Source organism: Streptosporangium sp. NPDC002721, assembly GCF_042888905.1.
Classification (GTDB): domain Bacteria; phylum Actinomycetota; class Actinomycetes; order Streptosporangiales; family Streptosporangiaceae; genus Streptosporangium.
Window position 1 is genome coordinate 138,159 of sequence record NZ_JBIAQI010000004.1, and the last position, 25,516, is coordinate 163,674.

The window sequence follows — 25,516 nt, forward strand, 5'->3', positions numbered from 1 at the left end:
TTGGACAACATAGATATCAGCACGATACGGCCGTGTGACAACCGATCTAATACGCTGATCGCGTAGGTCGCAGCGTGGAGGCAGCGATGGAGAGCAAGAACCCCGTATTCAGTCGGCAGGGCAAGAACCAGCAGCAAGGCTGGGGCGCGCCGACCCCCACCCCTGAACAGCTTCAGGGCATGTACAACACGCCGTCGTACGCGCCGCCCGCACAGCGGACGATGACGATCGACGACGTGGTCGTGCGTGGTTTCATCACGCTTGGCACGCTTGTCGTCTCGGCGGCGGTCGCCTGGGTGCTCAACCTCGGCATGGTCGCGGCGATCGCCGGTGTCATCGTCGGCCTGGTGCTCGCACTGATCATCTCGTTCAAGTCCAGCACCAACCCCGTGCTGATCCTCGGCTACTCGGTCGCCTACGGCGTCGCCGTCGGTGTGATCAGCCACGTCTACAACGATCTGTACAGCGGCATCGTCTTCCAGGCGGTGGTCGGTACGGCCCTGGCGTTCGCCGCCATGCTGACCGTTTACTCGCTGCGCATCATCCGCGTGACGCCGAAGTTCACCAAGTTCGTCGTGGCGGCGGGGCTGGGCCTGATGGGTCTCGTGCTCATCAACCTGGTCGCCGGGTTCTTCATCGAGGACGGCATCGGCATCCGCTCCGGCGGCCCGCTGGCCTACGTGTTCAGCATCGCCGCGATCCTCGTCGGCTGCTTCTTCCTGCTCCTCGACTTCGACGAGGTCGAGCGCGGGGTCAAGAGCGGCGCCCCGGAGAAGTACTCCTGGCTGATGGCCTTCGGCCTCACCATGACCCTGGTCTGGATCTACCTGGAGATCCTGCGCCTGCTGAGCTACTTCTCGAGTAGCGACTGACGGTGACGCCGACAGACCCCGCCGGAGCGCGCTCCGGCGGGGTCTGTCGTTTTTCTGGGCGGCGCATGAGTGAACGGAAGGCAACGGGGGATAGACGAACCGCGACGGAAGAGAGCATCTCGGGGCTTGCTATCTGGGCTTTCGTGATGCACTGTCGAGCAAAGGAGCCTATCCGTGGAGGTGCCCATGTCGTTGAACCACTCACTGGAGACGCAGAGCAAGCTGATCGCAAGGGTCCCGGACATCACGGGACGCGCACTCCCAGAGTGGTTCCAAGCAATCGACAACGGCCCGTCGTTCCTTCGCTGTGATGAGCGCGCCACCTGGCTCGCCGACGAGCACGGGCTGACCCACGGCTACGCCGCCGCCATCGTGCACGAGCACGAGAGGCATCGCCGTACCCGTTACCTGTAAGTCGCCTATCTCCGTGAAGCCCGCGCCACTCCGGTGGTGCGGGCTTTGTCGTGCGCGCATGATGGTGTCATGGATCATGACAAGGCGCGCGAGTTCATCCGCGCCAACCACCGCGCGGTCATGCTGACCTCACACGCGGACGGACGTCCGCAGCTCTCCCCGGTCACCGTGGGGCTCGACGCGACGGGAAACGCGATCGTCAGCACCCGGGAGACCGCGGCGAAGGTACGCAATCTCCGCAGGAACCCGCAGGTCTCGCTCTGCGTGACGACCGACGCCTTCTTCGGCCAGTGGATCCAGATCGACGGGGTCGCGGAGATCGTTCCGCTGCCCGAGGCGATGGATCTCCTGGTCGACTACTACCGCGACATCTCCGGCGAGCACCCCGACTGGGACGACTACCGGGCCGCGATGGAACGGGAGCGGCGGGTGATCCTGAGGATCGCGATCACCCGGGCCGGCCCCGACGTGCACGGCTGACCCGCCGACCCCGGAGGGAGACACCGCGGCCGGGCGATCGTGGCTCCGATCGCCCGGCCGGGTTCGGCGGGGCCGGCCGTCTCAGCTGAGGCGCTCCAGCACCAGGGCCATGCCCTGGCCGCCGCCGACGCACATGGTCTCCAGGCCGATCGACCTGTCGTGGAAGGCGAGGCTGTTGATCAGCGTGGAGGTGATGCGGGCACCGGTCATCCCGAAGGGGTGGCCGACCGCGATGGCGCCGCCGTTGACGTTGAGCCGGTCGATGTCGATCCCGAGCTCCTGGTAGGACGGGATGACCTGGGCGGCGAACGCCTCGTTGATCTCGACGAGGTCCACGTCGCCGATGGCCATGCCCGCCCTGGCCAGGGCCTGCTTGGAGGCCTCGACCGGGCCCAGGCCCATGATCTCGGGGGACAGGCCGGTCACGCCGGTGGAGACGATCCGGGCGAGCGGGGTGATGCCGAGTTCGGCGGCCCGGGTGTCGCTCATCACGATCACGGCGGCGGCGCCGTCGTTCAGCGGGCAGCAGTTGCCCGCGGTGACCGTACCGTCGGGCCGGAAGACCGGCTTGAGCTGGGAGACCGCCTCGTAGGTGGTCCCGGCGCGGGGGCCGTCGTCCTTGCTCACCACGGTTCCGTCGGGCAGGGTCACCGGGGTGATGTCCTTCTCCCAGAAGCCGTTGGCGAGGGCCTTCTCCGCCAGGTTCTGGGAGCGGACGCCGAACTCGTCCTGCTCCTGCCGGGAGACGCCCTTCAGGCCGGCGAGGTTCTCCGCCGTCTGGCCCATCGCCACATAGACGTCGGGCAACTGGCCGTCCTCACGCGGGTCGTGCCAGACCCCCTTGCCGCCCTCGGCGGCACTGACCGAGCGGGCATGGGCGTCGCCGAACAGCGGGTTCATCGTGTCGGACCCCTGGTCGGAGCTGCCCTTCTTGAGGCGGGAGACGCACTCCACGCCCGCCGAGACGAACACGTCGCCCTCGCCGGCCCTGATCGCGTGCAGGGCCATCCGGGTGGTCTGCAGCGAGGACGAGCAGTAGCGGGTCACGGTGGTGCCCGGCACGCCGTCCAGGCCGAGCAGGGTGGCGACCACCCGGCCCATGTTGAAGCCCTGCTCGCCGCCCGGCAGGCCACAGCCCAGCATGAGGTCGTCGATCGTGGACGGGTCGAGCTGCGGGACCTTGGCAAGCGCGGCCTGGATGATCTGTACGGTCAGGTCGTCGGGGCGGATGTCCGTGAGGGACCCCTTGAAGGCGCGTCCGATGGGCGAGCGCGCGGTCGCGACGATGACTGCCTCGGGCATGTGGCTCTCCTGGGTTCGTGTCTGCTCCTCCAGCGGAGCGTACCGCGCGGTATGCCGGAAGCCACGCCCGGGGGGCGATGTAACAGAACTTTGTACGGTAAGCACAAGGCCCCGTCCGGCCCGGGATGGAACTCCGGGAGCAGCCGGGTGTGGGGGTCAGCCGTACATGCCGGGGGAGGTGCCGTCGCCGTCCTTGATCCCGTGGAGGCCGCCCTTCTCGTCGCGCCACATCCGCCAGCCGTTCTGGCTGCCGGTGAACCACAGGGGCGGGGCGCCCGAGCCGGACACCCGCGTGCCGTCGGCCAGCCTGAACTGGCACAGCGAGGCCACCGAGTAGAAGCCGGAGTTCTGGCCCTTGAGCGCGAGCGGCTTGGGGTCGGTCACGCAGAAGGACCAGGCCCGCTCGTCCTTGACGTCGGCGGTGCGGGCGGTGGGCAGGTCGAAGGCGTTGCCCGGCTTGCCGTGCCGCAGGAAGCCGATCTTCTCCATCCGGGGCGGGAAGGCGAGCCACCAGCCCGACTCGGGGACCTGCTCGGCGGAGATCTGGCCGAGCACCCGGCCGCTGTCGGCCTCCAGCCGGGCGAACCCGCCGTAGCGGCCCTCCTGGTCGACCGGGCGGACCACCGGCGCGAAACCGGGGCTGCCGCTGGGGTAGACGCGGACCACCGACGGGCGCATCCAGTTGACCGTGCCGTCGGTGAGCTTGACGGAGAACAGGCCGAAGGCGGAGACCTTGCTCGTCTTCGGATTGGTGTAGGGGGCGACGTACCCGACGAGGTTTCCCGCCGTGGCGCCGAAGGACCAGCCTCCCGACAGGTCCACCCCGGCGCCGAGGGGCTGCTCGACGGGGGTCCGCCAGATGGTCCTGCCGGTCCTCAGGTCGTGCGCCTCCAGGACCGGGTGGCGGGCCAGCCGCAGGAACACCACGCGCGAGGCGTCGGACCACTCGGCCTCGGCGATACCGGGGATCTTCCACATCGCCCTGCCGGTAGCCGGGTCGAGGACGACGACGCGGGCGCTCGCGAGCGCGGTGTTCTCGGACACGCATACGAAGGCCCCGCACCGCTGCGGGCCGAAGGTGGAGTGCACCGGGCGGCTCCACTTCCGCGTCCCGGTCCTGGCGTCGAGACCGACGAGCGTGGCCTTCCAGCGGCCCCGCCTGGCGGGGTCGATCGTCACCGCGACGGCCTGCCCCGCGGAGGTCTCGACGATCGCGGGGGCGGGCACCCCCATCCCCGGCAGGCGGCCCGCCATGGTCGAGGGGTGGGCCCACAGCTTTCTGCCCGTGGCGAGGTCGAGGGCCACCGTCTCCAGCGTGCCGTCGGGCTTCATGGAGGTCGTCGTGGCGACACCGCCTGCGACGGTGGTGCGGCTGACCGCGTTCATCTCGGTGTTGTGCCAGGTGGGATGGTCCGGGGTGGCCGCTTCGGTGCCGGAGCAGCCGCCCAGGGCCAGAGCTCCGGCGAGCACCAGGGCCGGTTTCGCGAGGGGCCGGATCATGGGTATCGCACTCCAATGCGGGCGAGGCGTTACGGCTTCGCAGCGGAGGGTGACCGTGTTCAGGCGTCGTTGGGCCGCATCCACGGCCTGCGGCCGAGTATGGTCACCCACCGTCCGTGAGGTCCGGTCGCTCGTCCGGCGACCCGGGTCGCGGAGACCTCGGCGCCGGGCTCCTCCGCGGCCTTGGCCGCCGCGAGGTAGATCGACTCAGTGCGCCGGGCCCGGGGCTCGGGCCAGAGTTCCAACGCACTGCATACGGAAGGTAGCACCGCGTAAGCGATCTGGAGATAGCCTTGAGCAGATGGGTGATAACGATCAAGGCCGAACATCTCCGCCGGGTTCGTGTCGAACTCCGGCCCCAGCAGGTCGGCGAAGGCCACCGTCCGCCCGCCCGCCTCGACCACCGCGACGGTCTGCGCGGCGGCCAGCTGGCGGCTCCACCGCCGCGTCACCCAGCGCAGCGGCTGCGCGATCGGCCGGACCGTGCCGAGGTCCGGACAGGTGCCCACGACCACCTCCGCCCCCGCCTCCCGCAGCCTCCTGACCGCCTTCTGCAGGTGGCGTACGGCATGGGCGGGCCTGCTCTGCGAGGTGACGTCGTTGGCCCCGATGAAGATGACCGCGATCTCCGGACGGGCCTTCAGCGCCCTGTCCACCTGCTCGCCCAGCTGCGCGGAGGTCGCTCCCGACATGCCCGCCACGGTCAGCCGCACCGGCCGCTCGGCGATCACGGCCAGCCCGTTGGCGATCAGCACGGCGGGCGTCTCCGCCGGATCGGAGGTGCCCAGGCCGACGGAGGTGGAGTCGCCGAGCATGACCATCCTGAGCGGCTCGCCGCCGAACGCTCCGTACGAACCGTCCGAGGGCGGTCCCTCCATGCCGTGCGGGCGGCCGACGGCGCGACGGGCCACCAGCGCCTCGGCCAGCAGCAGTCCGTAGGTCGCCGCGCCGAGCGCGGTGAGACCCCCTCCGCCCAGCGCGGCCGCCGCGGCGATGCGGCGGGCGGCCCGCGCCACTCCCGGTGTCCAGATCACAAGGCGTCGCTCCCTCCGTACGGGGCGGTAGCGTTGCCTCTGGTGACACAGCCGGGTCCCCACCACCCTCTTGGGATCACGGTGACCACAACAACAAGCCGACCGAGCTTTGGTATTTCGAGGTGATATCCCGGTGCGCGTACATGACTCGCTCGTCGAGCTGATGGGCAACACCCCTCTCGTCCGGCTGCACAAGGTGACGGAGGGCATCTCCGCCCAGGTGCTCGCGAAGGTGGAGTACTTCAACCCCGGAGGATCGGTGAAGGACCGCATCGCGGTCCGGATGATCGACGCCGCCGAGCGGTCGGGGGAGCTGCGCCCGGGGGGCACGATCGTGGAGCCCACCTCGGGCAACACCGGCATCGGCCTGGCCATCGTGGCCCAGCAGCGGGGATACCGCTGCCTGTTCGTGGTGCCCGACAAGGTGGCCCAGGACAAGATCTCGGTGCTGCGCGCCTACGGCGCCGAGGTCGTGGTCTGCCCGACGGCGGTCTCTCCCGACCACCCCGACTCCTACTACTCCGTCTCCGACCGGCTGGCCAAGGAGACGCCGAACGCCTGGAAGCCGGACCAGTACTCCAACCCCCACAACACCGAGAGCCACTACCACTCCACGGGCCCGGAGATCTGGGAGCAGACCGAGGGCAGGATCACCCACTTCGTGGCGGGCGTCGGCACCGGGGGCACGATCAGCGGCACCGGCCGCTACCTCAAGGAGGTCTCCGGCGGCAGGGTCAAGGTCATCGGGGCCGACCCGGAGGGCTCGGTCTACTCCGGCGGCACCGGGCGGCCGTACCTGGTGGAGGGGGTCGGCGAGGACATCTGGCCGGCCAACTACGACACCACGATCTGCGACGAGGTCATCGCGATCTCCGACCGTGACTCCTTCATCATGACCCGCCGCCTGGCCCGCGAGGAGGCGCTGCTGGTGGGCGGCTCCTGCGGCATGGCGACGGTCGCGGCGCTGCGCGTGGCCGAGCGGGCCGGGCCGGACGACGTGATCGTGGTGCTGCTGCCCGACGGCGGCCGGGGCTACCTGTCGAAGATCTTCAACGACGAGTGGATGGCCGACTACGGCTTCCTGACCACCTCCAGCGAGGAGGGCCTGGTCAAGGACGTCCTGACGCGCAAGAGCTCGGGCATGCCGGAGTTCGTGCACACCCACCCGCACGAGTCGGTCGACACGGCCATCTCGATCATGCGTGAGTACGGCGTGTCGCAGCTTCCGGTGATGAAGGAGGAGCCGCCGGTCATGGCCGCCGAGGTGGTCGGCTCGATCCTGGAGCGCGACCTGCTCGACGCCCTCTACCGGGGCCGGGTGCGGCCGACCGACCCGCTGGCCGCCCACATGTCGCAGCCGCTGCCGACGATCGGCGCGGGGGAGCCGGTCTCCATCGCCGTCGAGGCGCTGGAGAAGGCCGACGCCGCGGTCGTCCTCGACGACGGCAAGCCCGTCGGCCTGATCACCCGCCAGGACCTGCTGGCCTTCCTCGCCAACCACTGACCACGCCCAGGGCCGGGGGTCCCCCGGCCCTTCTCTTTCCGGTTTTCGGCGTCGAGAGGCTCCGGGGGCGGGGATCTCCGGGGTCAGAGGGGGAACTCCGCCATCACCTCCCAGGCCCCCGAGGGGGTGGGCCCGGCCATGAGACGGCCGCCGAGTGCCTCGACGCGCTCGGCCATGCCCACCAGGCCGAAGCCGCCACCGAGGCGGGAGATCCTGATGTCGGCCATCGAGCCGTAGTTGCGCACCCGCAGCCGTACGGCGCCTCCGGTGGCCGAGGTGCCGCCGATGCCCTCACCGGCCGAGGCGCCCGAGGCGCCCGAGGCGTACGCGGCCCGCCGGGCCCGCGGGTCCTGGCCGTTCCTCGCGCGCACGTGCTCCGCCCACGCGCGCAGGTCGGAGCCGTCGGTGAGCTTGAGGTCCGCCTCGACCCAGCCGGTGCCCGGGGCGTGCCTGCGGACGTTGGTCAGCGACTCCTGGAGGACCCGGTGCAGGGTGGTCATCACCTCCTGGGCCACGGTGCCGTCGGCGATGCCCTGGCCGATGTCGAAGGTGACCTGGGGGCCCGAGGCGGAGAAGCGTTCGACCATGGTGCGCATGTCCATGAGGGTGCTGCCCGGTGAGCGGGCGGCCTCGTCCTCCGAGCGCAGCACGCTGACCAGGCGGCGCATCGAGGTCAGCGCGTCGGCCCCGGCGTTGGCGATCGCCTCCAGGGAGGGGACCACGGCCTCCGGTTTCTGCTCGGCGACGACCTTGGCGGCCTGCGCCTGCACCACGATCCCGGTGATGTGGTGGGCGACCAGGTCGTGCAGCTCCCTGGCCAGCTCCAGGCGCTCGGAGCGCCGTACCGTGTCGACGGCCTCCCTGCGGCGCTCCAGCTGGAAGCGGAGGTAGGCGCCGATGCCGGCGGCGAAGGACCAGCAGACGAAGAGCAGGAAGCCGACCGCTATCGCCGGTTCCGGGTTCCCGGAGTTCAGGCGGGAGGGGGAGGCTTCGAGCACGACCATCGTGGCCAGGGAGAGCAGCGCGGCCCGCCGTACCGGCTCGATCGCGCGCAGGCCGCCGACGGTGAGGACGAGCAGCGAGCCGATCTCGGCCGCGCCGGGACTGCCGTCGCCACCGGTGATCCCGATGGCCAGGGAGGACAGGAACGACACCGTCAGCAGGGTGACGAGCCCGCCGACCCGCCAGCGGCGGCGTCGTACCACCGCCACGACGCCCACCAGGCCGCACACCGGGCTCAGCAGTATCGCCGGGTTGAGACTGTGCACGGCCGACACCACGTCGATCAGCAGGAGCAGGAGCAGCCAGCCGATCAACGCGATCTCGCTGAGGCGTTTGATCCAGTAAACTAGTCGGCTCGTTTCTCCCACGGTCCCCGAGCCTAAGCCTCGGGGAGGACATGTCGTATCGGCCGTTCGGCCGAACCGCCCCCACCGGAACCGGCCCTTCAGCGGAGGCGGCGCAGGGGGCCGTCGCCGATCCTTGAAAGGTCGGAGAGGCCCTCGAAAGGTCGAGGCGATCCTTGAAGGCCGAAGGGGGAAGAGATGACCGTCATCGGGATTGTGCTGCTGGTCGCGGGGCTCGTGGTCGGCGCGGCCCTGACGCTCGCCGATCCGCTCCTGCTCTCGCGGATCAGCGGGGAGCGCGTGGAGTAGGTGGCGCGGGGGCGTGGGGGGCGCCCCTACGGCCCTGGGGGCCGCCTCCTGCGGCCCTGGGGCCCCCGCTGCTGCGAGTAGCGTTGACCCCATGAACCATGGATTCGAGACACTGGCCATCCACGCAGGTCAGGAGCCCGACCCTCACACCGGGGCCGTGGTGCCGCCGATCTACGCGGTGTCCACCTACAAGCAGGACGGCGTGGGCGGGTTGCGCGCCGGATATGAGTACAGCCGGTCGGCCAACCCGACCAGGACCGCGCTGGAGGAGGCCGTGGCCGCCGTCGAGGGCGGCAGCCGCGGCCTGGCCTTCGCCTCGGGGCTGGCGGCCGAGGACGCGGTGCTCCGCGCGATCTGCAGGCCGGGTGACCACGTGATCATCCCGAACGACGCCTACGGCGGCACCTACCGCCTGTTCGCGAAGGTCCACGAGCGCTGGGGGCTGCACTACGACCCGGTGCCGCTGGGCGACCTGGCCGCGGTGGCCGCCGCCGTGACCCAGAAGACCAAGATCATTTGGGTGGAGACGCCCACCAACCCGCTGCTCGGCATCGCGGACATCGCGGCCCTGGCCCAGCTCGCGACCGAGTGCGGCGCGCTGCTGGTGGTGGACAACACCTTCGCCTCCCCGTACCTGCAGCAGCCGCTGGCGCTGGGCGCGGACGTCGTGGTCCACTCGACCACCAAGTACGTGGGCGGCCACTCCGACGTGGTCGGCGGCGCGCTCGTGGCGCGGGACGCCGGGCTGGGCGAGGAGCTCGCCTACCACCAGAACGCGATGGGCGCGGTGGCCGGGCCGTTCGACGCCTGGCTGACCCTGCGCGGTCTCAAGACGCTCGGGGTGAGGATGGACCGCCACTGCGACAACGCCGAGCGGGTGGTCGACCTGCTGCTCGCCCATCCGCGGGTGACCTCGGTGCTCTACCCGGGTCTGGCCGAGCACCCCGGTCACGAGGTGGCGGCCAAGCAGATGAGGCGTTTCGGCGGCATGGTCTCCTTCCGGATGGCCGGAGGCGAGGACGAGGCGGTCGCGGTGTGCGACAGGACCAGGTTGTTCACCCTGGGCGAGTCGCTCGGCGGCGTGGAGTCGCTGATCGAGCACCCGGGCCGGATGACCCACGCCTCCGTGGCGGGCTCGCCGCTGGAGGTCCCCGGTGACCTGGTGCGCCTGTCGGTCGGCATCGAGTCGATCGACGACCTGCTGGCCGACCTCACCCAGGCGCTGGGGTAGGAACGGGCGCGGGGAGGGCGGCGCGGACCGCCGGCGGGTTCAGACCGGGTCGCCCCAGACCATCAGCACCAGGATGACCATCCAGATCAGCACGATCACGCCGGAGAACGCGGCGATCCGGCCCACCTGCACCTTGGCGTCGTCGTCCGGGTTCTCGCTGGCGAGGACCCGGATGGCGGTGCTCTGGTCCCGGTCCACCATGATCAGTAGCACCGCGGCGACGACGAAAAGCGTCATGGACACCGACAGGTACGGCTTTCCGAGAAATTCGCGGCCCAGCAGCAGCCCGAACAGGAAGACCCCGATGGACGCGAAACCGTAGATTCGCGTGGTCCTGTGCAGATAGCGCAGGACGCCGACGTTCTTGGCGCGGATGAATCTGGGGGTGGACATCGTGGCGGCGGTGATCGGCCCCAGAGCGAAGATCGCAAAACCGATGTGCAGCCAGAGCAGCAGGTCTGTCATGCGCCAGACATTAGTATCCGGTGATCTCGTCTGGGTACGTCTCGCGAGGCCCCGCCACCCGGCGGGATCTTCTCGACGATCGTTCGTCCGGGACGGGGCCGGGTCACTTGCCCTCGACGCCGTCGTGCCTGTCGCGCGTTTGCGGGACCATGCACAACTCGAAACAGACGCAGACGATGAGCATCAGCGCCACGAGAATTCCCGCGAGCATCGGACTCACTTCCTCCCCTTCCAGGAACCGCGTTCTCTCATTTACTGGGTAGACGGCGTTTGTTTCAGGGTGGTTGTTACGGAAGGGTCACGGTTGAGGCGGGGGCGACGGCCCGCGTACGGGATTGTCGATCTTCGCATTCCGCGCGGAGCACACCCGCGAGGTCAGTAGGATCGTGGGCGAGCTCGTTCCGTGTGATGAGACCGGCGGCGGTGAAGTCGTGGTCGTGCCGGGCGGGCGTTCCATCGGACAGAGCAAGACGGCACAAGGGAGTGCCCGCCGTGGGTTTCAAACATGTCGAGCCGTACACCGACGAGTGGCGCGACCAGCCGTGCCACTACGCCGGCCTCGTCGTCGAGGCACTGGGTGATCAAGTCGAGGGCTGGTGGCAGGGGCCCTGCGACCCGCGCGCCGTCACCGTCCGCCTGGCCGGCGGCGACGCCCTGGTCTGGGACGAGGAGAGTGGCTGGCGCCGTGGCCGCTACGTGAGCGGCGACCCCGCCACCCCCACGGTCCTCGCCGACGATCGCTATCTCGGTGGCGGCCTCCTGCTCTCCCCCGAGCGGGTCCCCTCCGCGATCGCCGACGCCCGCGCGGGCGTCGGCAACAGCACGGCGTGGCGGCCCTGCTACCGCTCCCACCGCCACCACCGCGACGGCTTCGACCTGGCCCTCGACCGCTACGTCGCCTACGCCGGCGCCTGACCCCCTGCCAGGGGCTCAGCGGGTGCGGCGGGTGCGCAGGAAGTCGCTGACGACGTACTCGCCCAGGCGGTCGGCGCCGGGGGAGAAGACCCGGCCCCCGTTGCGCCGCCCGACCTCGTTCACGAACTCCTTCAGGCGCTCGTCGTCGGCGAGCATGAAGACGTTGAGCGTCGCCCGGCGCCGGGTCATCTTGTCGACCTCGGCGAGGGTCAGCTCCAGCGTCTCCTGGGTGGGCGGCCACTCGAAGGCCGCCGAGCCGTTGCGCCGCAGGTGGGCGGTGGGCTCGCCGTCGGTGACCACGAGCACCACCGGCTCGAAGTCGGGGTGGCGGTCCAGGTGGCGTCCGGCGATCAGCAGGGCATGGTGCAGGTTCGTCCCCTGGACCATGTCCCACTCCAGGCCCGCCAGCTCGTCGGGCTGCAGCACGCGGGCGTAGTTGGAGAAGCCGATGATCTGCACCGAGTCCTGGGGGAACTTCGAGGCCACCAGGGCCTGCAGCGCCATCGCCGTCTGCTTGGCGGCGGCCCAGGTGCCGCGCAGCGCCATCGAGTAGGACAGGTCGACCAGCAGGCACACCGCGGCCGCCGTGCGCCGCTCGGTCTCGGCCACCTCGAAGTCGTCGACCGACAGGGTCACCGTGCCGCCGCTCCCGCCGCGCCGGACGCCGTTGACCACCGTACGGACCACGTCGATCGGCTGCTCGTCGCCGAACCGCCAGGGCCGTGAGGAGCCGGTGAGCTCACCGGCCGAGCCCGCGTCCACCTGGTCGTGGTCGCCGCGGCGCCCGCTCTCCAGGGAGGCGAAGACGCGGCGCAGCGCGGTCTCCCCCAGCCGGCGCACGGCCTTGGGGGTGAGCTCCAGCTTGCCGCGCCGGCGCAGGAGGTAGCCCTGCTGCTCCAGCTCGCGCTCGATCTGCTTGAGCGCCTCAAGGTCGTCGACGGCCGACCGGCCCAGGGCGCGCCGGATCGCCGCCTCGTCGATGTCGTCCATGCGGGCGCCGGGGTAGTCCTGGCGGAGCGCGGCCTCCAGCTGGGTCAGGTCGGCGAGCTCGTCCAGCGCGCTCACGGCGTCGGACATGCCCATCGGCTCGTCGCCGCTCAGCCGCTCCGGGGTGTTCCAGGCCAGGTCGGGGCGGCGGGCGTGCAGGGACTCGCCCAGGCGGCGCATCTGCTCGTCCAGCCCGGCCTGGCGGAGGGTCTGCTCGATCAACTGGTCGAGCTCCTCGCGCTGGGCCGGGGTGAGGGAGGCGAGCAGGCGCTGGGTGGCCGCGGCCCGCCGGGCCAGGGTGTCGACCAGCTCCTCCAGGTTCCGGGGCGCCTCCGGGAACATGTCCCCATATTTCGACATGAACTGCTCGAAGTCCGCCTGGGTGTGCTCGCCCCGGGCATCCCGGTCGAGCATGTCGTTCAGATCGGACATCATCTCCCTGACCCGCTCCATGGCGGCCGGGTCGGGGTTGGCCAGGGACTGCCGCATGCCGCGGAACTGGCTGTCGAGCACCTCCCTGCGCAGCAGGTCGCGCAGCTCCTCGAACGTCCGCTGAGCGGCCGCCGAGCGCCACCGGTAATTGCCCAGCTCCCGGATGGCGCTCGCCGTGTCGTCGGGAAGGGCGGCCAGCTCCGCCTCGCGCAGCCGGGCCTCGTCGGAGGGGTCGGGAAACAGCTCGGCCCGCTCCTGGCCGATCGCCTTGTCCAGCAGCGCCCTGGCCCGCTCCAGCGTGCCGTCGAGACGGCCCCGCTCGCGCAGCTCGCGCCGGCGCCGGCGCACCTCGCGGAGCAGGTCCTCAAGGCCGCGACGGTCCTGCGCGCCCGGCAGGCCCTCCTTGAGCAGGTCGCGCAGGGCGTGGGCGGGGTTGGAACCGGACAGGATCGCGTCGCCCATCCGGTCCAGCGCCGAACGGACGTCGTACGGCGGGGCGAGCGGGTCGGGCCCGTCCCGGTATTCGCCATAGCGGTAGCTCATGCAGACACCTCAGGTGCGGTAAACCGTCGTGCCGTCCACCTCGTCCTTGGACAGCCGACGCAGGAGGTACAGGCCCTCCATGGCGAATTCCAGCGCGGCGGCGGCGTGTCCGGGGGACTCGTCGCCGATGCCGAGCTGGGACATGATCTTTGCCAGACCGGATACCGGGCCGATCCTGCGCAGCAGCTCGGCCGCGGGGACCGTCACCCCCGACTCCACCTGGATGCCCTCGGAGAACTTCTCCAGCAGCGGGTTCAGGTCGGTGCCGCCGAGCGTGCCGCGGAACGTCTCGGCCGTCGCCCTGCGCAGCAGGTGCGAGAGCACCTCGGTCTCCCGGCCCTCCTCGCTGACCTCGAACTCCACCTTGCCGCGCAGCGTGTGCACGATCCCCGGCAGGTCGGCGACCCTGGCCACCGCGTGGTCCTCGCCGGTCAGCGCCGCCCGTCGTACGGCGGAGGCGGCCGCGGTCTCGGCGGCGGCGATGGAGAAGCGGGCCGAGACCCCCGAGCGGGCGTCCACCGCGGTGGACTCGCGGACCAGCCGGGTGAACCGGGCGATCACCTCGATCAGGTGGTCGGGCAGGTCGGCGCCCACCTGGCCGAGCGCGGCCTCCTGGCGGATCAGGACCAGCTCGGTCTCGATCGACAGCGGGTAGTGGGTGCGGATCTCCGCGCCGAAACGGTCCTTCAGCGGGGTGATGATCCGGCCGCGGTTGGTGTAGTCCTCGGGGTTGGCGCTCGCGATCAGCAGGATGTCCAGGGGCAGGCGCAGGTTGTAGCCCCTGACCTGGATGTCGCGCTCCTCCAGCACGTTGAGCAGCGACACCTGGATGCGCTCGGCCAGGTCGGGCAGCTCGTTGACGGAGAACACCCCGCGGTTGCTCCTGGGGACCAGGCCGTAGTGGACGGTCTCCGGGTCGCCGAGCGTGCGCCCCTCGGCGATCTTGATCGGGTCGATGTCGCCGATCAGGTCGCCGACGGAGGTGTCGGGGGTGGCGAGCTTCTCGCCGTACCGCTCGTCCCGGTGCTTCCAGGAGATCGGCAGCTCCTCGCCCGTCTCGCCGGCCAGGCGGCGGCAGCGGACGCAGGAGGGCTCGTAGGGATGGTCGTTGATCTCACAGCCCTCGACGACGGGGGTCCACTCGTCGAGGAGCCCGGTCACGGTGCGGATCAGCCGGGTCTTGCCCTGACCCCGCTCACCGAGCAGGACCAGGTCGTGCCCGGCGAGCAGCGCTCGCTCCAGGTATGGCAGGACGGTGTCGTCGAAGCCCACGATGCCGGGGAACCGCGGCTCTCCTGCCCGCAGGCGGGTCAGGAGATTCTCACGGATCTCGGCCTTTACCGTACGGTGAATATGGCCGCTCGCGCGCAGCTCGCGCAGAGTACGTGGCTCTGGGATTTGAGGCACGGGATCGAGCCTACGTCCACAACGCCCGATCCGGCACTCTCATCCCTCTCTCGGATCTTGACGATTGCGTGGGAGGGAACGGGAGTGCTTGTGCCCCCAGTGGGGAGAATCGCTCCAAGACATCGCTCCACGACAAGGCGTCGCCCCGGCTTTCCGGTCGGGGGCCGGGCGACTCGGAAGGGACCGCGACGTGAGATCTCCGGTGTTCACGCTTCCACGGCACCGAGGGACCTCACGGCTCCACGACGGTTCATGACAGAATTTCACGGCAGTTCAGATGGTTCAGGCAGTTCACAGCAGGGACCCACGGCTTCCCGGCGAGCCTGCCGGCACTCTCCGGCGGGCCGCCGGACAAGGGATCAAGAAGGAGAGGCGAGACGAGTGGCGCTGATGACGAGCCGTTTCGCCGACGGCCTCGCGGTGGGGTCCGATCTGGTCTCCGCGGCCGAGACCGCGGTGCGCCAAGCCCTGTCCGGCCTCTCCGGACCGGCCGACCTGCTCTGCTTCTTCATCTGCGGGGACGATCCCGACGACGTCTCCCGCGCCGGCCTGCGCGCGATGAGCATGGCACCCGGTGCCGCCGTCCTCGGGTGCAGCGCCACCGGGGTCATCGGCGACGGCCAGGGGGTCGAGGTGACCCCCGCGGTGAGCGCCTGGGCCGCCTCCCTCGGCGGGGCCCGGCTGACGACCTTCGCGCTCGACACGCTGAGGACCGACGACCGCTTCGTCGTGGTCGGCCTGCCCGACCGCGCCCCGGACGACCACGCGGCCATCCTGCTCGCCGACCCCTACAGCTTCCCCACCGACGGTTTCGTCGAGCGCTCCGAGGAGGTCATGGGAAACCTCCCCCTGATCGGCGGCCTGGCCAACGCCGTACAGGGGCGCGGCGCGGTCCGGCTGTTCGCCAACGGGGAGATCCACACCGAGGGAGCCGTCGGGGTGCTGCTCAGCGGCGCCCTCAACGTCAGCACCGTCGTCAGCCAGGGCTGCCGTCCGATCGGCCCGACGATGGCCGTCACCTCCGCCGAGGACAATCTTCTGCTCGAACTCGCCGGTCAGCCCGCCCTGGCGCGGCTGGAGGAGATCGTCAGCGCCCTGGACGAGGACGACCGCGACCTGGTCGCCTCGGGGCTGCAGATCGGCATCGCCATGGACGAGTACGCCGAGAAGCACGAGCACGGCGACTTCCTGATCCGGGGCGTGCTCGGCATCGACCCCGAGCGGGAGGCCGTGGCCATCGGGGACGTCGTCGAGGTCGGCCGTACGGTCCGCTTCCAGGTCCGTGACGCCGCCACCGCCGACGAGGACCTGTACGAGCTGCTGGACGCGCACCGAGAGGAGTTCGGCCGGGTGGACGGCGCCCTGCTGTTCTCCTGCAACGGCCGGGGCTCGGCCATGTTCGGCAGCGCCGACCACGACGCCGTCGCCGTCCGCGACACCCTGGGCCCCATCGGGGTGGCCGGGTTCTTCGCCGCCGGGGAGGTGGGCCCGGTGGGCGGCCACAACCACGTCCACGGCTTCACCGCCTCGGTCCTGGTCTTCTCCTCCCACCAGCCGGCCGGGAGCTCGTAACGCCCGCTGGGACCGGGGACGTCATGACCCGGACCGCCGACGGGCCGACGCTCGGCGGGCCGGTGTCGCCGGTGAGGGCGAACCTGATCGTGTCGCCGCCCGCGTTCGGGTCGATGATCGACGTCCTGGCGGCCGATGACGGCTTCGAGGCGCATCCTTCGTCTCCACAGGTTCGGTAAGCGCTTTCCCGTGCCGGGTGAAGCCAACCACGTGCCGGCGGGCGATGGGAAGGCCCGGACATGAACGAGACCGCTCGCGGCATCCCGTCCTCACCGGCGGGTGGCGAGCTGACCGGGGTCTCGGGGGCGAAAAAGGGAGGCGTACCGGTCGGGCGGTCGTGAAAGTTTCAAGGACGGTGTGGCGAATGTGAATCGGATGGTGTGACCATGCGGGCCCCCTCGCCTGCGTTTTTGCAAACGGTTGTTGCAGAAATCGGGAGACGACCAGGCGGAACCTCCGGATCCGTTTGCAGTTTTACCTGAACGTATTGACGTTTCCTCTATGTAACGCGACTGTGTCTGCAACCGGTTGTTCACAAACCTGATCTCTGAGTGGCCCGCGTGACCGCTGTGTCGAGGTGGCGGGGCCGACGACGGCGTGCGTCACCACCTGAGGGCGCCGGGCTCCTCCGACTCGATTTCACGCAACCCCTCCCGGGCCTCCGCGGCTCGCAACCTCTGCTGTGCCATGCCCTGAATCCACACAGATCGCAGAAACGGAGCTGGAAGTGCGTAAGAAAGAACATCTCGCCAGGAGACTGGCGGTCGTCCTGTCCGCCGGCCTCCTCACCGCCGGCGGGCTGGTGGTCACCTTCAACACGCCCGCCTCGGCGGCCCCCTCCAACGGCAACTACACGCTGGCCAACGCGGGCAGCGGCCTGTGCGCCGCCGTACCCGGGCAGAGCACCGGCGATGGCGTCCAGCTGGCCCAGAGCGCCTGCGCCGACGCCGCCGGGCAGGTCTTCACGCTCACCTCCTCGGGCGGCGGCTACCAGATCAAGGCGGTGCACAGCGGCAGGTGCCTCGGGGTGCGGGACGCCTCCACCAGCGCGGGCAAGGCGGTCCAGCAGGAGTCCTGCACCTCGGCCGCCTCGCAGACCTGGCAGCTCACCGCCTCGGGCTCCAACTACCGGGTGGTCAACGGCAACGGCGGCAAGTGCCTCAACGTCAAGGACAACTCCACCTCCTCCGGCGCCCTGCTGCAGCAGAACTCCTGCGACTCGGCGGCCACCAAGCAGTGGACGCTGCGGCCCGCGGGCGGGGGCGGCACGCCCGACCCCACCCCCACCCCCACGCCGACACCCACGGTGACGCCGCCCCCCGGCGGCGGTGACGGCAGCGGTTCGTGGCCCTCGGACACCGGCAGCGTCCACCAGACCACCACCCGCAACGCCGGCACGTTCTTCGACGGCGGCATGAAGCGCTACTACGGCATCGGCGACGGCGGCCAGGGCGAGAGCCAGGACCCGATGTTCGTCGTGGCCAACGGCGGCACCATCCAGAACGTCATCCTCGACGCCCCGGCCGGCGACGGCATCCACTGCGAGGGCTCGTGCACCATCCGCAACGTCTGGTGGAACGACGTCGGCGAGGACGCCGCCACCTTCCGCAGCTCCAGCTCCTCGGCCACCTACCTGGTGGACGGCGGAGGCGCCAGGTCCGCCTCCGACAAGGTCTTCCAGCACAACGGAGCCGGCAAGCTGACCATCCGCAACTTCCAGGTGCACAACGCCGGCAAGCTGTACCGGGCCTGCGGCAACTGCTCCACCTCCTACCAGCGCCACGTCGTGCTGGACGGCATCACCGCCCGCTCCACCAAGGTGCTGGCCGGGATCAACTCCAACTGGGGCGACACCGCGCGCTTCAGCCGGATCACCGTTTACGGCAGCGCCACCATCTGCGAGCGCTACAAGGGCGTGCCCAAGGGCAGTGAGCCCAGCAAGATCGGTGAGGGCCCCGACGGCACGCACTGCCTGTACTCCGAATCCGACATCACCCGCCGCTAGAGCTCCGGGCAGGCGGGCCACCCCCGCCCGCCTGCCCGGCACTCCCGAACGGCGTCCCCGGCCGGAACGGCGAGACCGCGTCGAGCGCCGGGACGCGCGACAGCGGCGGCCTCCCGTGCCCTGCCCCTCGCCGGAGCCGGCCCAGACGCCGGAAAGGTCAACCCACAGCGGTCCCTCCTCCACCCGTCGTCCGACGACCCCTACCCGTCGTCCGACGACGATCACCCGTCGTCCCGCGACCCGACAATCCTGGAGACCAGCGATGCGCCTGACGCCTTTCCTCGCGTGCGCCACTCTGTTGGCCGGCGTGCTCGCCGCGCTGCCCGTGAGCGGGGCGCACGCCGCGACCACCCGATACGAGGCCGAGACCTCGCCCGCGGTCTGCACCGGCACCATCGACTCCAACTGGGCCGGCTACTCCGGCAGCGGCTTCTGCAACGGCACCAACGCCGTGGGCGCCCACGTCCAGTTCACCGTCACCGCCGCCACCGCCGGCACGGCGACCCTGGGCGTCCGGTTCGCCAACGGCACCGCGGCCCGCCCGGCCGGCCTGATCGTCAACGGTGCCGTCGTGCAGACCCCCTCGTTCGAGGGCACCGGCGCGTGGTCGGCCTGGGCCACCAAGACCATCACCGTCTCGCTGAACGCCGGCGCCAACACCATCCGGCTGAACCCGACCACCGCCGTCGGCCTGCCCAACCTCGACCACCTCGACGTCGAGACCGGCGGCCAGCCGCCGCCGGCGAACACGTTGTACGTCGCGACCAACGGCGACGACGCCGCCCCGGGCACGCAGGCCTCGCCGCTGCGGACGATACAGCGGGCCGTGGACCTGGCGCAGCCGGGGCACACGATCGTCATCCGCGGCGGCACCTACGCGCCGAGCACCAACATCCAGATCCTCAAGAACGGCACGCCGGGCCAGCCCATCACGATGCGCAACCAGGAGGGCGAGCGGGTCGTCATCGACGGTGAGAACATGCCCCACACGCCCGGCGCGGTCGGCTCCAGCATCCCCCGCCCCGAGCGGGGCGCCGTCCACATCGAGGGCGACTGGTGGCGCCTGACCGGCCTGGAGATCATCCATGGCCCGTACGGCGTCTTCGGCCTGGACGTCAACAACACCGTCTTCGACCGCCTGGTCACCCGGGACAACTACGAGTCGGGCCTGCACCTTCAGGGCGCCTCCGGCGACAACCAGATCATCGACCTGGACGCCTACGGCAACCGCGACCCGCGCAAGAACGGCGAGAGCGCCGACGGCCTGGCCATCAAGGAGGGCTCGGGCGGCGGCAACGTGGTGCGCGGTGCCCGGCTGTGGAACAACTCCGACGACGGCCTGGACTTCTGGATGTTCCTGTCCCCGGTCACCGTGGAGTCGTCGGTGGCGTGGGGCAACGGGTTCGACCGGTGGAACCTGCCCGACTACACCGGGGACGGCAACGGCTTCAAGCTCGGCGGCGGTGACCCCGACCCGGCGGCCGACCACGTGATCCGCAACTCCATCGCGTTCGACAACGCGGTCGGCGGCTTCATCGACAACGGCAACCCCGGCCGGCTGATCGCCGACCGCAACACCGCGTGGCGCAACGGCGGCACCGGCTTCGACTTCGCGGACTCCGACTCCACCCTCACCGGGAACCTGTCGGTGGCGAACGCGACGCAGGTCTCGCTCGGCTCCTCGTCCTCGGGCTCGGGCAACTCCTGGAACCTCGGCGGCACCTGGACCTTCGCCAGTACCGACCCCGGCACGATCACCGGACCCCGCGCGGCGGACGGCTCGATCCCGTCATCCTCCTTCCTGCGCCCGTCCAACGGCGCCGACGTCGGAGCACGTATCTGACCCGGGCGGATCCGCGTTTCCCGACACGGCTTCGCTGCTCGGCCGTTCCGGGAAGGCCCCGCCGGATGTTCGCGCACCCCGGACCGGGCCGGTCCGGGGTGTCGACGAGCGGGTCGTACGATGATCTGTATGTCAGACCCCCAGGTGACCTACGACGACGTGGTCGCCGCGCGTGAGCTGCTGGCCGACGTCGCGCTGCGCACCCCGATGCTGCACTCCCACGTGCTCTCCGAGATCATCGGCGGGCCCGTCCACCTCAAGTGCGAGAACCTGCAGCGCTCGGGGTCGTTCAAGATCCGGGGGGCGTACGTCAGGATCGCCGGGCTGACCGAGGACGAGCGGCGGCGGGGGGTGGTGGCGGCCAGCGCGGGCAACCACGCGCAGGGGGTCGCGCTCGGGGCCGGGCTGGTCGGCGCCGGGGCGACGGTCTACATGCCCCAGGGGGCGCCGCTGCCCAAGGTGGCCGCGACCCGGTCGTACGGCGCCGAGGTGCTCTTCGCGGGTGAGACCGTGGACGTCGCGCTGGAGCGGGCGAGGGAGCACGCGAACCGGACCGGGGCCGTGTTCATCCACCCCTTCGACCATCCCGACGTCGTCGCCGGGCAGGGCACGATCGGGCTGGAGATCGTGGAGCAGCTGCCCGAGGTCGGCACGATCGTGATGTCGCTGGGCGGGGGCGGGCTGGCGGCCGGGGTGGCGCTCGCGGCCAAGTCGCTGCGGCCGGGCGTGCGGATCGTCGGGGTCCAGGCGGAGAGGGCCGCCGCCTACCCGGCGTCGCTGGCCCTCGGGCACCCGGTGGAGGTGAGGCCCGCCTCGACGATGGCCGACGGCATCGCGGTGGGCCGTCCGGGCGAGCTGCCCTTCGAGCTGATCCACTATCTGGTCGACAGCGTCGTCACCGTCACCGAGAGCCAGATCTCCCAGGCGCTGGTGCTCTGCCTCGAACGCGCCAAGCAGGTCGTCGAGCCCGCGGGCGTGGCCGGGGTGGCCGCGATCCTGGCCCACCCGCACGTCTTCGAACCTCCCGTGGTGGCCGTGCTCTCCGGGGGCAACATCGACCCGCTGCTGCTGGCGAAGGTCCTCCGGCACGGCCTGGCCGCCGCCGGGCGCTATCTCACCGTGCGGGTCCCGCTCTCCGACCGGCCGGGCGCGCTGGCGGAGCTGCTGTCGCGGCTGGCGGAACTCGGCGCGAACGTGCTCGACATCGTGCACGAGCGGCTGGGCATGCACGTGGGGGAGGTCGAGGTCCAGCTGCAGCTGGAGACCAAGGGGCCGGTGCACTCCGAGGAGGTGCTGGGCTCCCTGCGCGTCGAGGGGTACAAGATCGTCGTCGCGTGAGCCGAAGGAGAGACCGGTGGGCCGACGCGGTGGCGGGGGGTCCGCCGCGTCGTCGGGGTCCGGGCGCGTCGGTGGCTGGACGGCCTTGTCAGCGGGGGGACGGCCTCGTCACCAGGTGGTCGGCTTCTTCGTGGTGAACAGCCAGGCGTCGAAGAGGGCGCCGAGCTTCTTCCCGGAGATCTTCTCGGCCATCGCGACGAATTCCGGGGTCGTGACGTTCCCGTACTTGTGCGTGGTGCTCCACTCCTTCAGGAGCCTGAAGAACGCCGGGTCGCCGATCCGCTGCCTGAGCGCGTGGAGCGTCATGCCGCCCCGGGTGTAGACGGAGTTGTTGAACAGGTCCTCCGGCCTGGCCTGGCCGGGGGCGTAGCTCCAGATCGGGTCGTCGGCCCCGGCGCTGTAGTGCCTGCGGAAGAGCTGCTCGGCGGTGGCCTGGCCGTCGTGCTCCGACCAGAGCCACTCGGCGTAGGTCGCGAAGCCCTCGTTGAGCCACAGGTCCTTCCAGCGGGTGATGCTGAGGCTGTCGCCGAACCACTGGTGGGCCAGCTCGTGGGCGATGATGGCGTCGTCGGGGGCGAACCCGCCGTACATGGGTTTGGTCTGGTTCTCCAGCGCGTACCCGGCGGGGAAGTCGTCGACCACGCCCCCGGTGGAGGAGAAGGGGTAGGGGCCGAAGATCGTGCTCCAGTAGTCGGTGACCCTTCCCGACACGTCGTACACCTTCCGCAGCGAGCCGCGGAACTTCGGGTCGACGGCCGCGATGTTCTTCAGGCCTCCGGCGGTCCTGCCCTGGAGCATCTCGAACTTGCCCAGCGTCATGGTGGCGAGATAGCTGGCCATCGGGTGGCTCTCCCGCCACCGGAAGGTCGTCTTGCCCCCGGAGGTCCTCGGCGTGCCGACGAGCTCGCCGTTGGCCAGCGCGGTCAGCCCGGCGGGCACGGTGATCTCGAAGTCGTAGCTCGCCTTGTCGGAGGGGTGGTCGTTGCCGGGGAACCAGGTCTTGGCGCCGTTGGGCTGGCAGGTGACGAACGCGCCGTCCTCGGTCGGGATGAAGCCGTACGTGCCCAGGTTGGAGGAGCCCCGGACCGGCTCGGGCCGGCCGGCGTACGCGACCTCGACGGTGAACGCCGAGGCGTTCGGGATGGACGCGGCCGGGGTGACGCTGAGCTCGGTCCCGGTCCTGTCGAACCTCGCGCTCCTGCCGTTCACGGTGATCCGGCTGACGGTGAGGCCGGAGAGGTCGAGGTTGAAGCTCGCCAGGTTCTGGGTGGCCCGCGCCGAGATCCGGGCCACGCCCGACAGATGCCTGGAGGCGGGGTTGTAGCCCAGCTTGAGCCCGTAGTGGCCGACGTCGTAGCCGCCGTTGCCGTCGGTGGGGAAGTCGGGGTCGCCGATCCCGGGGGAGCCGGGCACGGCCTCGCGACCGGCGGCGATGTCGGAGGCGGAGGCGACCGGCGTCAGGGGGCTCACGGCCGAGGCGTCCGGCCTCGCGGGGCTCGCGGGGCTCGCGGGGCTCACGGCGGAGGTGCCCGGTCTCGCGGAGCTCGCCGGGGGGACGCCCGCCCCGTTCGACGCCGAGCAGGCGACGGTGCCGATGGTCCCGAGCGTGCTGAGAAGAGCGGCGGTCGCCGTGGTGGCCAGCCGTTTGGACGCCATACGTTAAAGCCCCTTTCCCGGCCGGACGGCCGAGCCCGTGGAATGGCACACTACGCGACTGACCTGCGCCGATCAGGCGTCTATGACAAGCGTTCCGGCCGCGAGGTCGTGTACGGCCTGCTTGCGCGAGTGGAAAAGGATGAAAGCCACATCTATCCAGCCCAGGCAGCAGGTGGAGTACATCAGCCAGGAGACCAGCTGACGGAGCGCCGTCTGCTTGACACCGGCCCTGTGCCCGCCGATGTCCGCCACGCGCAGCCGAAAGATCTTCTTGCCGAGCGTCTGACCGTTCCAGAAGGAGGTCAGCAACCACGAGTAGAGGAAGCCGATCACCGCCACCAGGAGAGTCTCCGCGAAGGGTACCTGCACCGACAGACCGCTCTCCGCCCCCGTGACGGTGGTGACGGTCCGGTAGGTGAAGGGCGAGGAGAGGAATCCGATGACGAGAAGGTCGAGGATTCCGGCGAAGAGGCGGCGCCAGCGTCCGCCCAGCCTGATGGCGCCCTGCCGGGGAAATCCGCTGGACGGCTCCCCGGCGGACGGGTAACCGAAGACGGGATCGGGGCCCGGCCCGTGGCTGTGGCCATGGCCGGTGAGGGGATCGCGACCGGGGGCGAAGGAAGGGCCGTGGGCCGGTCTGTGACCCGAGTCGGGGCCGGGGTCAGGCTCGTGACCGTGGCCGGGACCCGGGCCGTCGTGACCCGGGCCGGGCGGCGTGGGGTCGGACCACGGGTCCGATCCCCGATCCTCCGGCGGTGGCGGTACTGATCCCATCCAAGGGTGATCGCCACAAGGCCGCCACAGCAAAGCCAAGGACGGTTATGGGTTGCTCCCCGGCCCCGGCCCCGGCCCCGTCCCCTTCCCCGGCCCCGGCCCCGGCCCCGGCCCCGGCCGGGGCAGGGGAAGGGGAAGGCCGGGGCTCGGTGGCTTCCGGGCGTGATCGCTTCCGGGACGGAGGCCGCCGTCCTTCCTCACGTCCCGGCCGGGGAGGCTTCCGGGCTTCCGGGCTCCCGGGCTTCCGGGTTCCCGGGGCCGATCCGGGCCGCAGGGGGGTCGGCCCGGCCGGTCCCGGTGCCACGGGTCGCCCCGGCTGCAGGTCACCCGGCTGCAGGTCGCCTGGTTGCAGGTCGCTCCGGCTGCAGGTCGCCCCGGCTACAGGTTGCCCCGCAGGTCCTGCTCGCGCTCGATCGCCTCGAAGAGCGCCTTGAAGTTGCCCTTGCCGAAGCCGAGCGAGCCGTGCCGCTCGATCAGCTCGAAGAACACCGTCGGGCGGTCCTGCACCGGCTTGGTGAAGATCTGCAGCAGGTAGCCGTCCTCGTCCCTGTCGACCAGGATCCCGCGCTTCTTCAGCTCCTCGATCGGCGCGCGGACCTCGCCGATGCGGGCGCGCAGCTCGGGGTCGTCATAGTAGGAGTCGGGGGTGGTCAGGAAGCTGACACCGGCCGCGCGCATGTGGTCGACGGTGCTGAGGATGTCGTTGGTGGCCAGCGCGATGTGCTGCACGCCGGGGCCGCCGTAGAACTCCAGGTACTCGTCGATCTGCGACTTCTTCCTGGAGATCGCCGGCTCGTTGAGCGGGAACTTCACCTTGCGGGTGCCGTCCGCGACCACCTTGGACATCAGCGCCGAGTACTCGGTGGCGATGTCGTCGCCGATGAACTCCGCCATGTTGGTGAAGCCCATGACCCGCTTGTAGAACTCCACCCACTCGTCCATCTTGCCGAGCTCCACGTTGCCGACGCAGTGGTCGACGGCCTGGAACAGGCGGCCGTTGCGCACGTCGGGGGCCGCCACCAGGGGCTCGGCCGCGACGTAGCCGGGCAGGTACGGGCCGCTGTAGTTGGACCTGTCGACCAGGGTGTGCCGGGTCTCGCCGTAGGTCGCGATCGCCGCCGACACCACCTTGCCGTGGTCGTCCTCGGTCACGTGCGGCTCCACCAGCCCCCGCGCGCCCTGGGCGAGCGCGTGGGCGTAGGCCGCCTCCACGTCGGGGACCTCGATGGCGAGGTCGATCACGCCGTCACCGTGCTCGGCCACGTGGCGGGCCACCCCGGTGCCGGGACGCACCGCCCCCCGGAACTCGAACCTGGCCGAGCCCGAGGTGAGGACGTACGCCACCTCGTCGCGACTGCCGTTCTCCGGGCCCCGGTAGGCCACGAGCCGCATGCCGAACGCGCTGGAGTAGTAGTGGGCGGCCTGCTTGGCGTTGCCCACCGCGAAGACCACGCAGTCCATACCGTTCACAGGAAAAATGTCGCTCATGCGCATACTGTCTGTTTTTCTGGACTGTTTGTGCAACACTGTCTTTGAAGACTGCGCAATATGCACACCTACTCACCGGTTACCGCGGAGTATCTGTAC

Annotated in this window: 21 protein-coding genes; 11 read left to right on the forward strand and 10 right to left on the reverse strand. The window is 70.6% G+C overall.

All coding sequences use genetic code 11. From position 1 onward, the window contains the following. The first annotated feature begins 86 nt into the window (after positions 1-86). The 3 genes from ACFYWM_RS06765 (at position 87) to ACFYWM_RS06775 (ending at position 1,766) form a co-directional block, all read left to right on the forward strand. The gene (locus ACFYWM_RS06765; protein ID WP_389909681.1) at positions 87-872 is read left to right on the forward strand and encodes a Bax inhibitor-1/YccA family protein; all 786 of its coding nucleotides are present in this window, start codon (positions 87-89) and stop codon (positions 870-872) included. A 186-nt stretch (positions 873-1,058) separates the two neighbouring features. Next, entirely contained in the window at positions 1,059-1,286 is a 228-nt protein-coding gene (locus ACFYWM_RS06770) for a DUF4287 domain-containing protein (RefSeq protein ID WP_329093696.1), read from the forward strand. Between the two features lie 69 nt (positions 1,287-1,355). Next, a complete protein-coding gene (locus tag ACFYWM_RS06775) occupies positions 1,356-1,766 on the forward strand; it encodes a PPOX class F420-dependent oxidoreductase (RefSeq protein ID WP_389909685.1) in 411 nt (136 codons plus the stop codon). A gap of 81 nt (positions 1,767-1,847) precedes the next feature. Here the strand turns inward: ACFYWM_RS06775 and ACFYWM_RS06780 are convergent, their stop codons facing one another. The 3 genes from ACFYWM_RS06780 to ACFYWM_RS06790 all read right to left on the reverse strand — a co-directional run bounded on the left by ACFYWM_RS06780 (position 1,848) and on the right by ACFYWM_RS06790 (position 5,602). Next, positions 1,848-3,068, reverse strand: a complete 1,221-nt coding sequence (locus ACFYWM_RS06780) for an acetyl-CoA C-acetyltransferase (RefSeq protein ID WP_389909688.1) — start codon at positions 3,066-3,068, stop codon at positions 1,848-1,850. A gap of 156 nt (positions 3,069-3,224) precedes the next feature. After that, entirely contained in the window at positions 3,225-4,568 is a 1,344-nt protein-coding gene (locus tag ACFYWM_RS06785) for a PQQ-binding-like beta-propeller repeat protein (RefSeq protein WP_389909691.1), read from the reverse strand. A 59-nt stretch (positions 4,569-4,627) separates the two neighbouring features. Then, positions 4,628-5,602: an SGNH/GDSL hydrolase family protein gene (locus tag ACFYWM_RS06790; RefSeq protein ID WP_389909694.1), complete on the reverse strand. Its 975-nt coding sequence runs from the start codon at positions 5,600-5,602 to the stop codon at positions 4,628-4,630. 133 nt (positions 5,603-5,735) lie between these two features. On the opposite strand from ACFYWM_RS06790, the gene ACFYWM_RS06795 reads away from it, so the two are divergent. Next, a complete protein-coding gene (locus tag ACFYWM_RS06795) occupies positions 5,736-7,106 on the forward strand; it encodes a cystathionine beta-synthase (RefSeq protein ID WP_389909696.1) in 1,371 nt (456 codons plus the stop codon). 83 nt (positions 7,107-7,189) lie between these two features. Here ACFYWM_RS06795 and ACFYWM_RS06800 read toward each other — a convergent pair whose 3' ends face one another. Further along, positions 7,190-8,476 (reverse strand): sensor histidine kinase, encoded by a 1,287-nt coding sequence (locus ACFYWM_RS06800; RefSeq protein WP_389909699.1) that lies wholly within the window; start codon positions 8,474-8,476, stop codon positions 7,190-7,192. Between the two features lie 376 nt (positions 8,477-8,852). Here ACFYWM_RS06800 and ACFYWM_RS06805 point away from each other — a divergent pair, with 376 nt between their 5' ends. Then, the gene (locus ACFYWM_RS06805; protein WP_389909702.1) at positions 8,853-9,992 is read left to right on the forward strand and encodes a cystathionine gamma-synthase; all 1,140 of its coding nucleotides are present in this window, start codon (positions 8,853-8,855) and stop codon (positions 9,990-9,992) included. A 39-nt stretch (positions 9,993-10,031) separates the two neighbouring features. Here the strand turns inward: ACFYWM_RS06805 and ACFYWM_RS06810 are convergent, their stop codons facing one another. Beyond that, complete coding sequence (locus tag ACFYWM_RS06810; protein WP_389909705.1) at positions 10,032-10,457, reverse strand: hypothetical protein; 426 nt, start codon at positions 10,455-10,457, stop codon at positions 10,032-10,034. 492 nt (positions 10,458-10,949) lie between these two features. Here ACFYWM_RS06810 and ACFYWM_RS06815 point away from each other — a divergent pair, with 492 nt between their 5' ends. Further along, positions 10,950-11,372, forward strand: a complete 423-nt coding sequence (locus ACFYWM_RS06815; protein ID WP_389909708.1) for a DUF6292 family protein — start codon at positions 10,950-10,952, stop codon at positions 11,370-11,372. A gap of 15 nt (positions 11,373-11,387) precedes the next feature. On the opposite strand, the gene ACFYWM_RS06820 is transcribed toward ACFYWM_RS06815, so the two are convergent. Together ACFYWM_RS06820 and ACFYWM_RS06825 are read right to left on the reverse strand one after the other, a co-directional pair. After that, on the reverse strand, positions 11,388-13,334 hold the full coding sequence (locus tag ACFYWM_RS06820; protein ID WP_389909711.1) for a VWA domain-containing protein: 1,947 nt from the start codon (positions 13,332-13,334) through the stop codon (positions 11,388-11,390). A 9-nt stretch (positions 13,335-13,343) separates the two neighbouring features. Then, complete coding sequence (locus ACFYWM_RS06825) at positions 13,344-14,741, reverse strand: sigma 54-interacting transcriptional regulator (protein ID WP_389909714.1); 1,398 nt, start codon at positions 14,739-14,741, stop codon at positions 13,344-13,346. A 390-nt stretch (positions 14,742-15,131) separates the two neighbouring features. Between ACFYWM_RS06825 and ACFYWM_RS06830 the strand changes: the two genes are divergently transcribed. From ACFYWM_RS06830 to ilvA, 5 genes are all read left to right on the forward strand, one after another. Then, complete coding sequence (locus ACFYWM_RS06830; RefSeq protein WP_389910266.1) at positions 15,132-16,313, forward strand: FIST N-terminal domain-containing protein; 1,182 nt, start codon at positions 15,132-15,134, stop codon at positions 16,311-16,313. Between the two features lie 23 nt (positions 16,314-16,336). Next, entirely contained in the window at positions 16,337-16,492 is a 156-nt protein-coding gene (locus ACFYWM_RS06835; protein ID WP_389909717.1) for a hypothetical protein, read from the forward strand. Between the two features lie 548 nt (positions 16,493-17,040). After that, entirely contained in the window at positions 17,041-18,318 is a 1,278-nt protein-coding gene (locus ACFYWM_RS06840) for a pectate lyase (protein ID WP_389909720.1), read from the forward strand. Positions 18,319-18,580: 262 nt separating this feature from the next. Beyond that, a complete protein-coding gene (locus ACFYWM_RS06845) occupies positions 18,581-20,161 on the forward strand; it encodes a CBM35 domain-containing protein (RefSeq protein ID WP_389909723.1) in 1,581 nt (526 codons plus the stop codon). A 129-nt stretch (positions 20,162-20,290) separates the two neighbouring features. Continuing rightward, complete coding sequence (gene ilvA, locus ACFYWM_RS06850) at positions 20,291-21,499, forward strand: threonine ammonia-lyase (RefSeq protein ID WP_389909727.1); 1,209 nt, start codon at positions 20,291-20,293, stop codon at positions 21,497-21,499. A 108-nt stretch (positions 21,500-21,607) separates the two neighbouring features. Here the strand turns inward: ilvA and ACFYWM_RS06855 are convergent, their stop codons facing one another. The 3 genes from ACFYWM_RS06855 to hppD all read right to left on the reverse strand — a co-directional run bounded on the left by ACFYWM_RS06855 (position 21,608) and on the right by hppD (position 25,417). Continuing rightward, on the reverse strand, positions 21,608-23,155 hold the full coding sequence (locus tag ACFYWM_RS06855; protein ID WP_389909730.1) for a M1 family aminopeptidase: 1,548 nt from the start codon (positions 23,153-23,155) through the stop codon (positions 21,608-21,610). A gap of 72 nt (positions 23,156-23,227) precedes the next feature. Then, a complete protein-coding gene (locus ACFYWM_RS06860) occupies positions 23,228-23,929 on the reverse strand; it encodes an RDD family protein (protein ID WP_389909734.1) in 702 nt (233 codons plus the stop codon). A 378-nt stretch (positions 23,930-24,307) separates the two neighbouring features. After that, on the reverse strand, positions 24,308-25,417 hold the full coding sequence (hppD, locus tag ACFYWM_RS06865) for a 4-hydroxyphenylpyruvate dioxygenase (protein WP_389909737.1): 1,110 nt from the start codon (positions 25,415-25,417) through the stop codon (positions 24,308-24,310). Between the last annotated feature and the right edge of the window lie 99 nt (positions 25,418-25,516).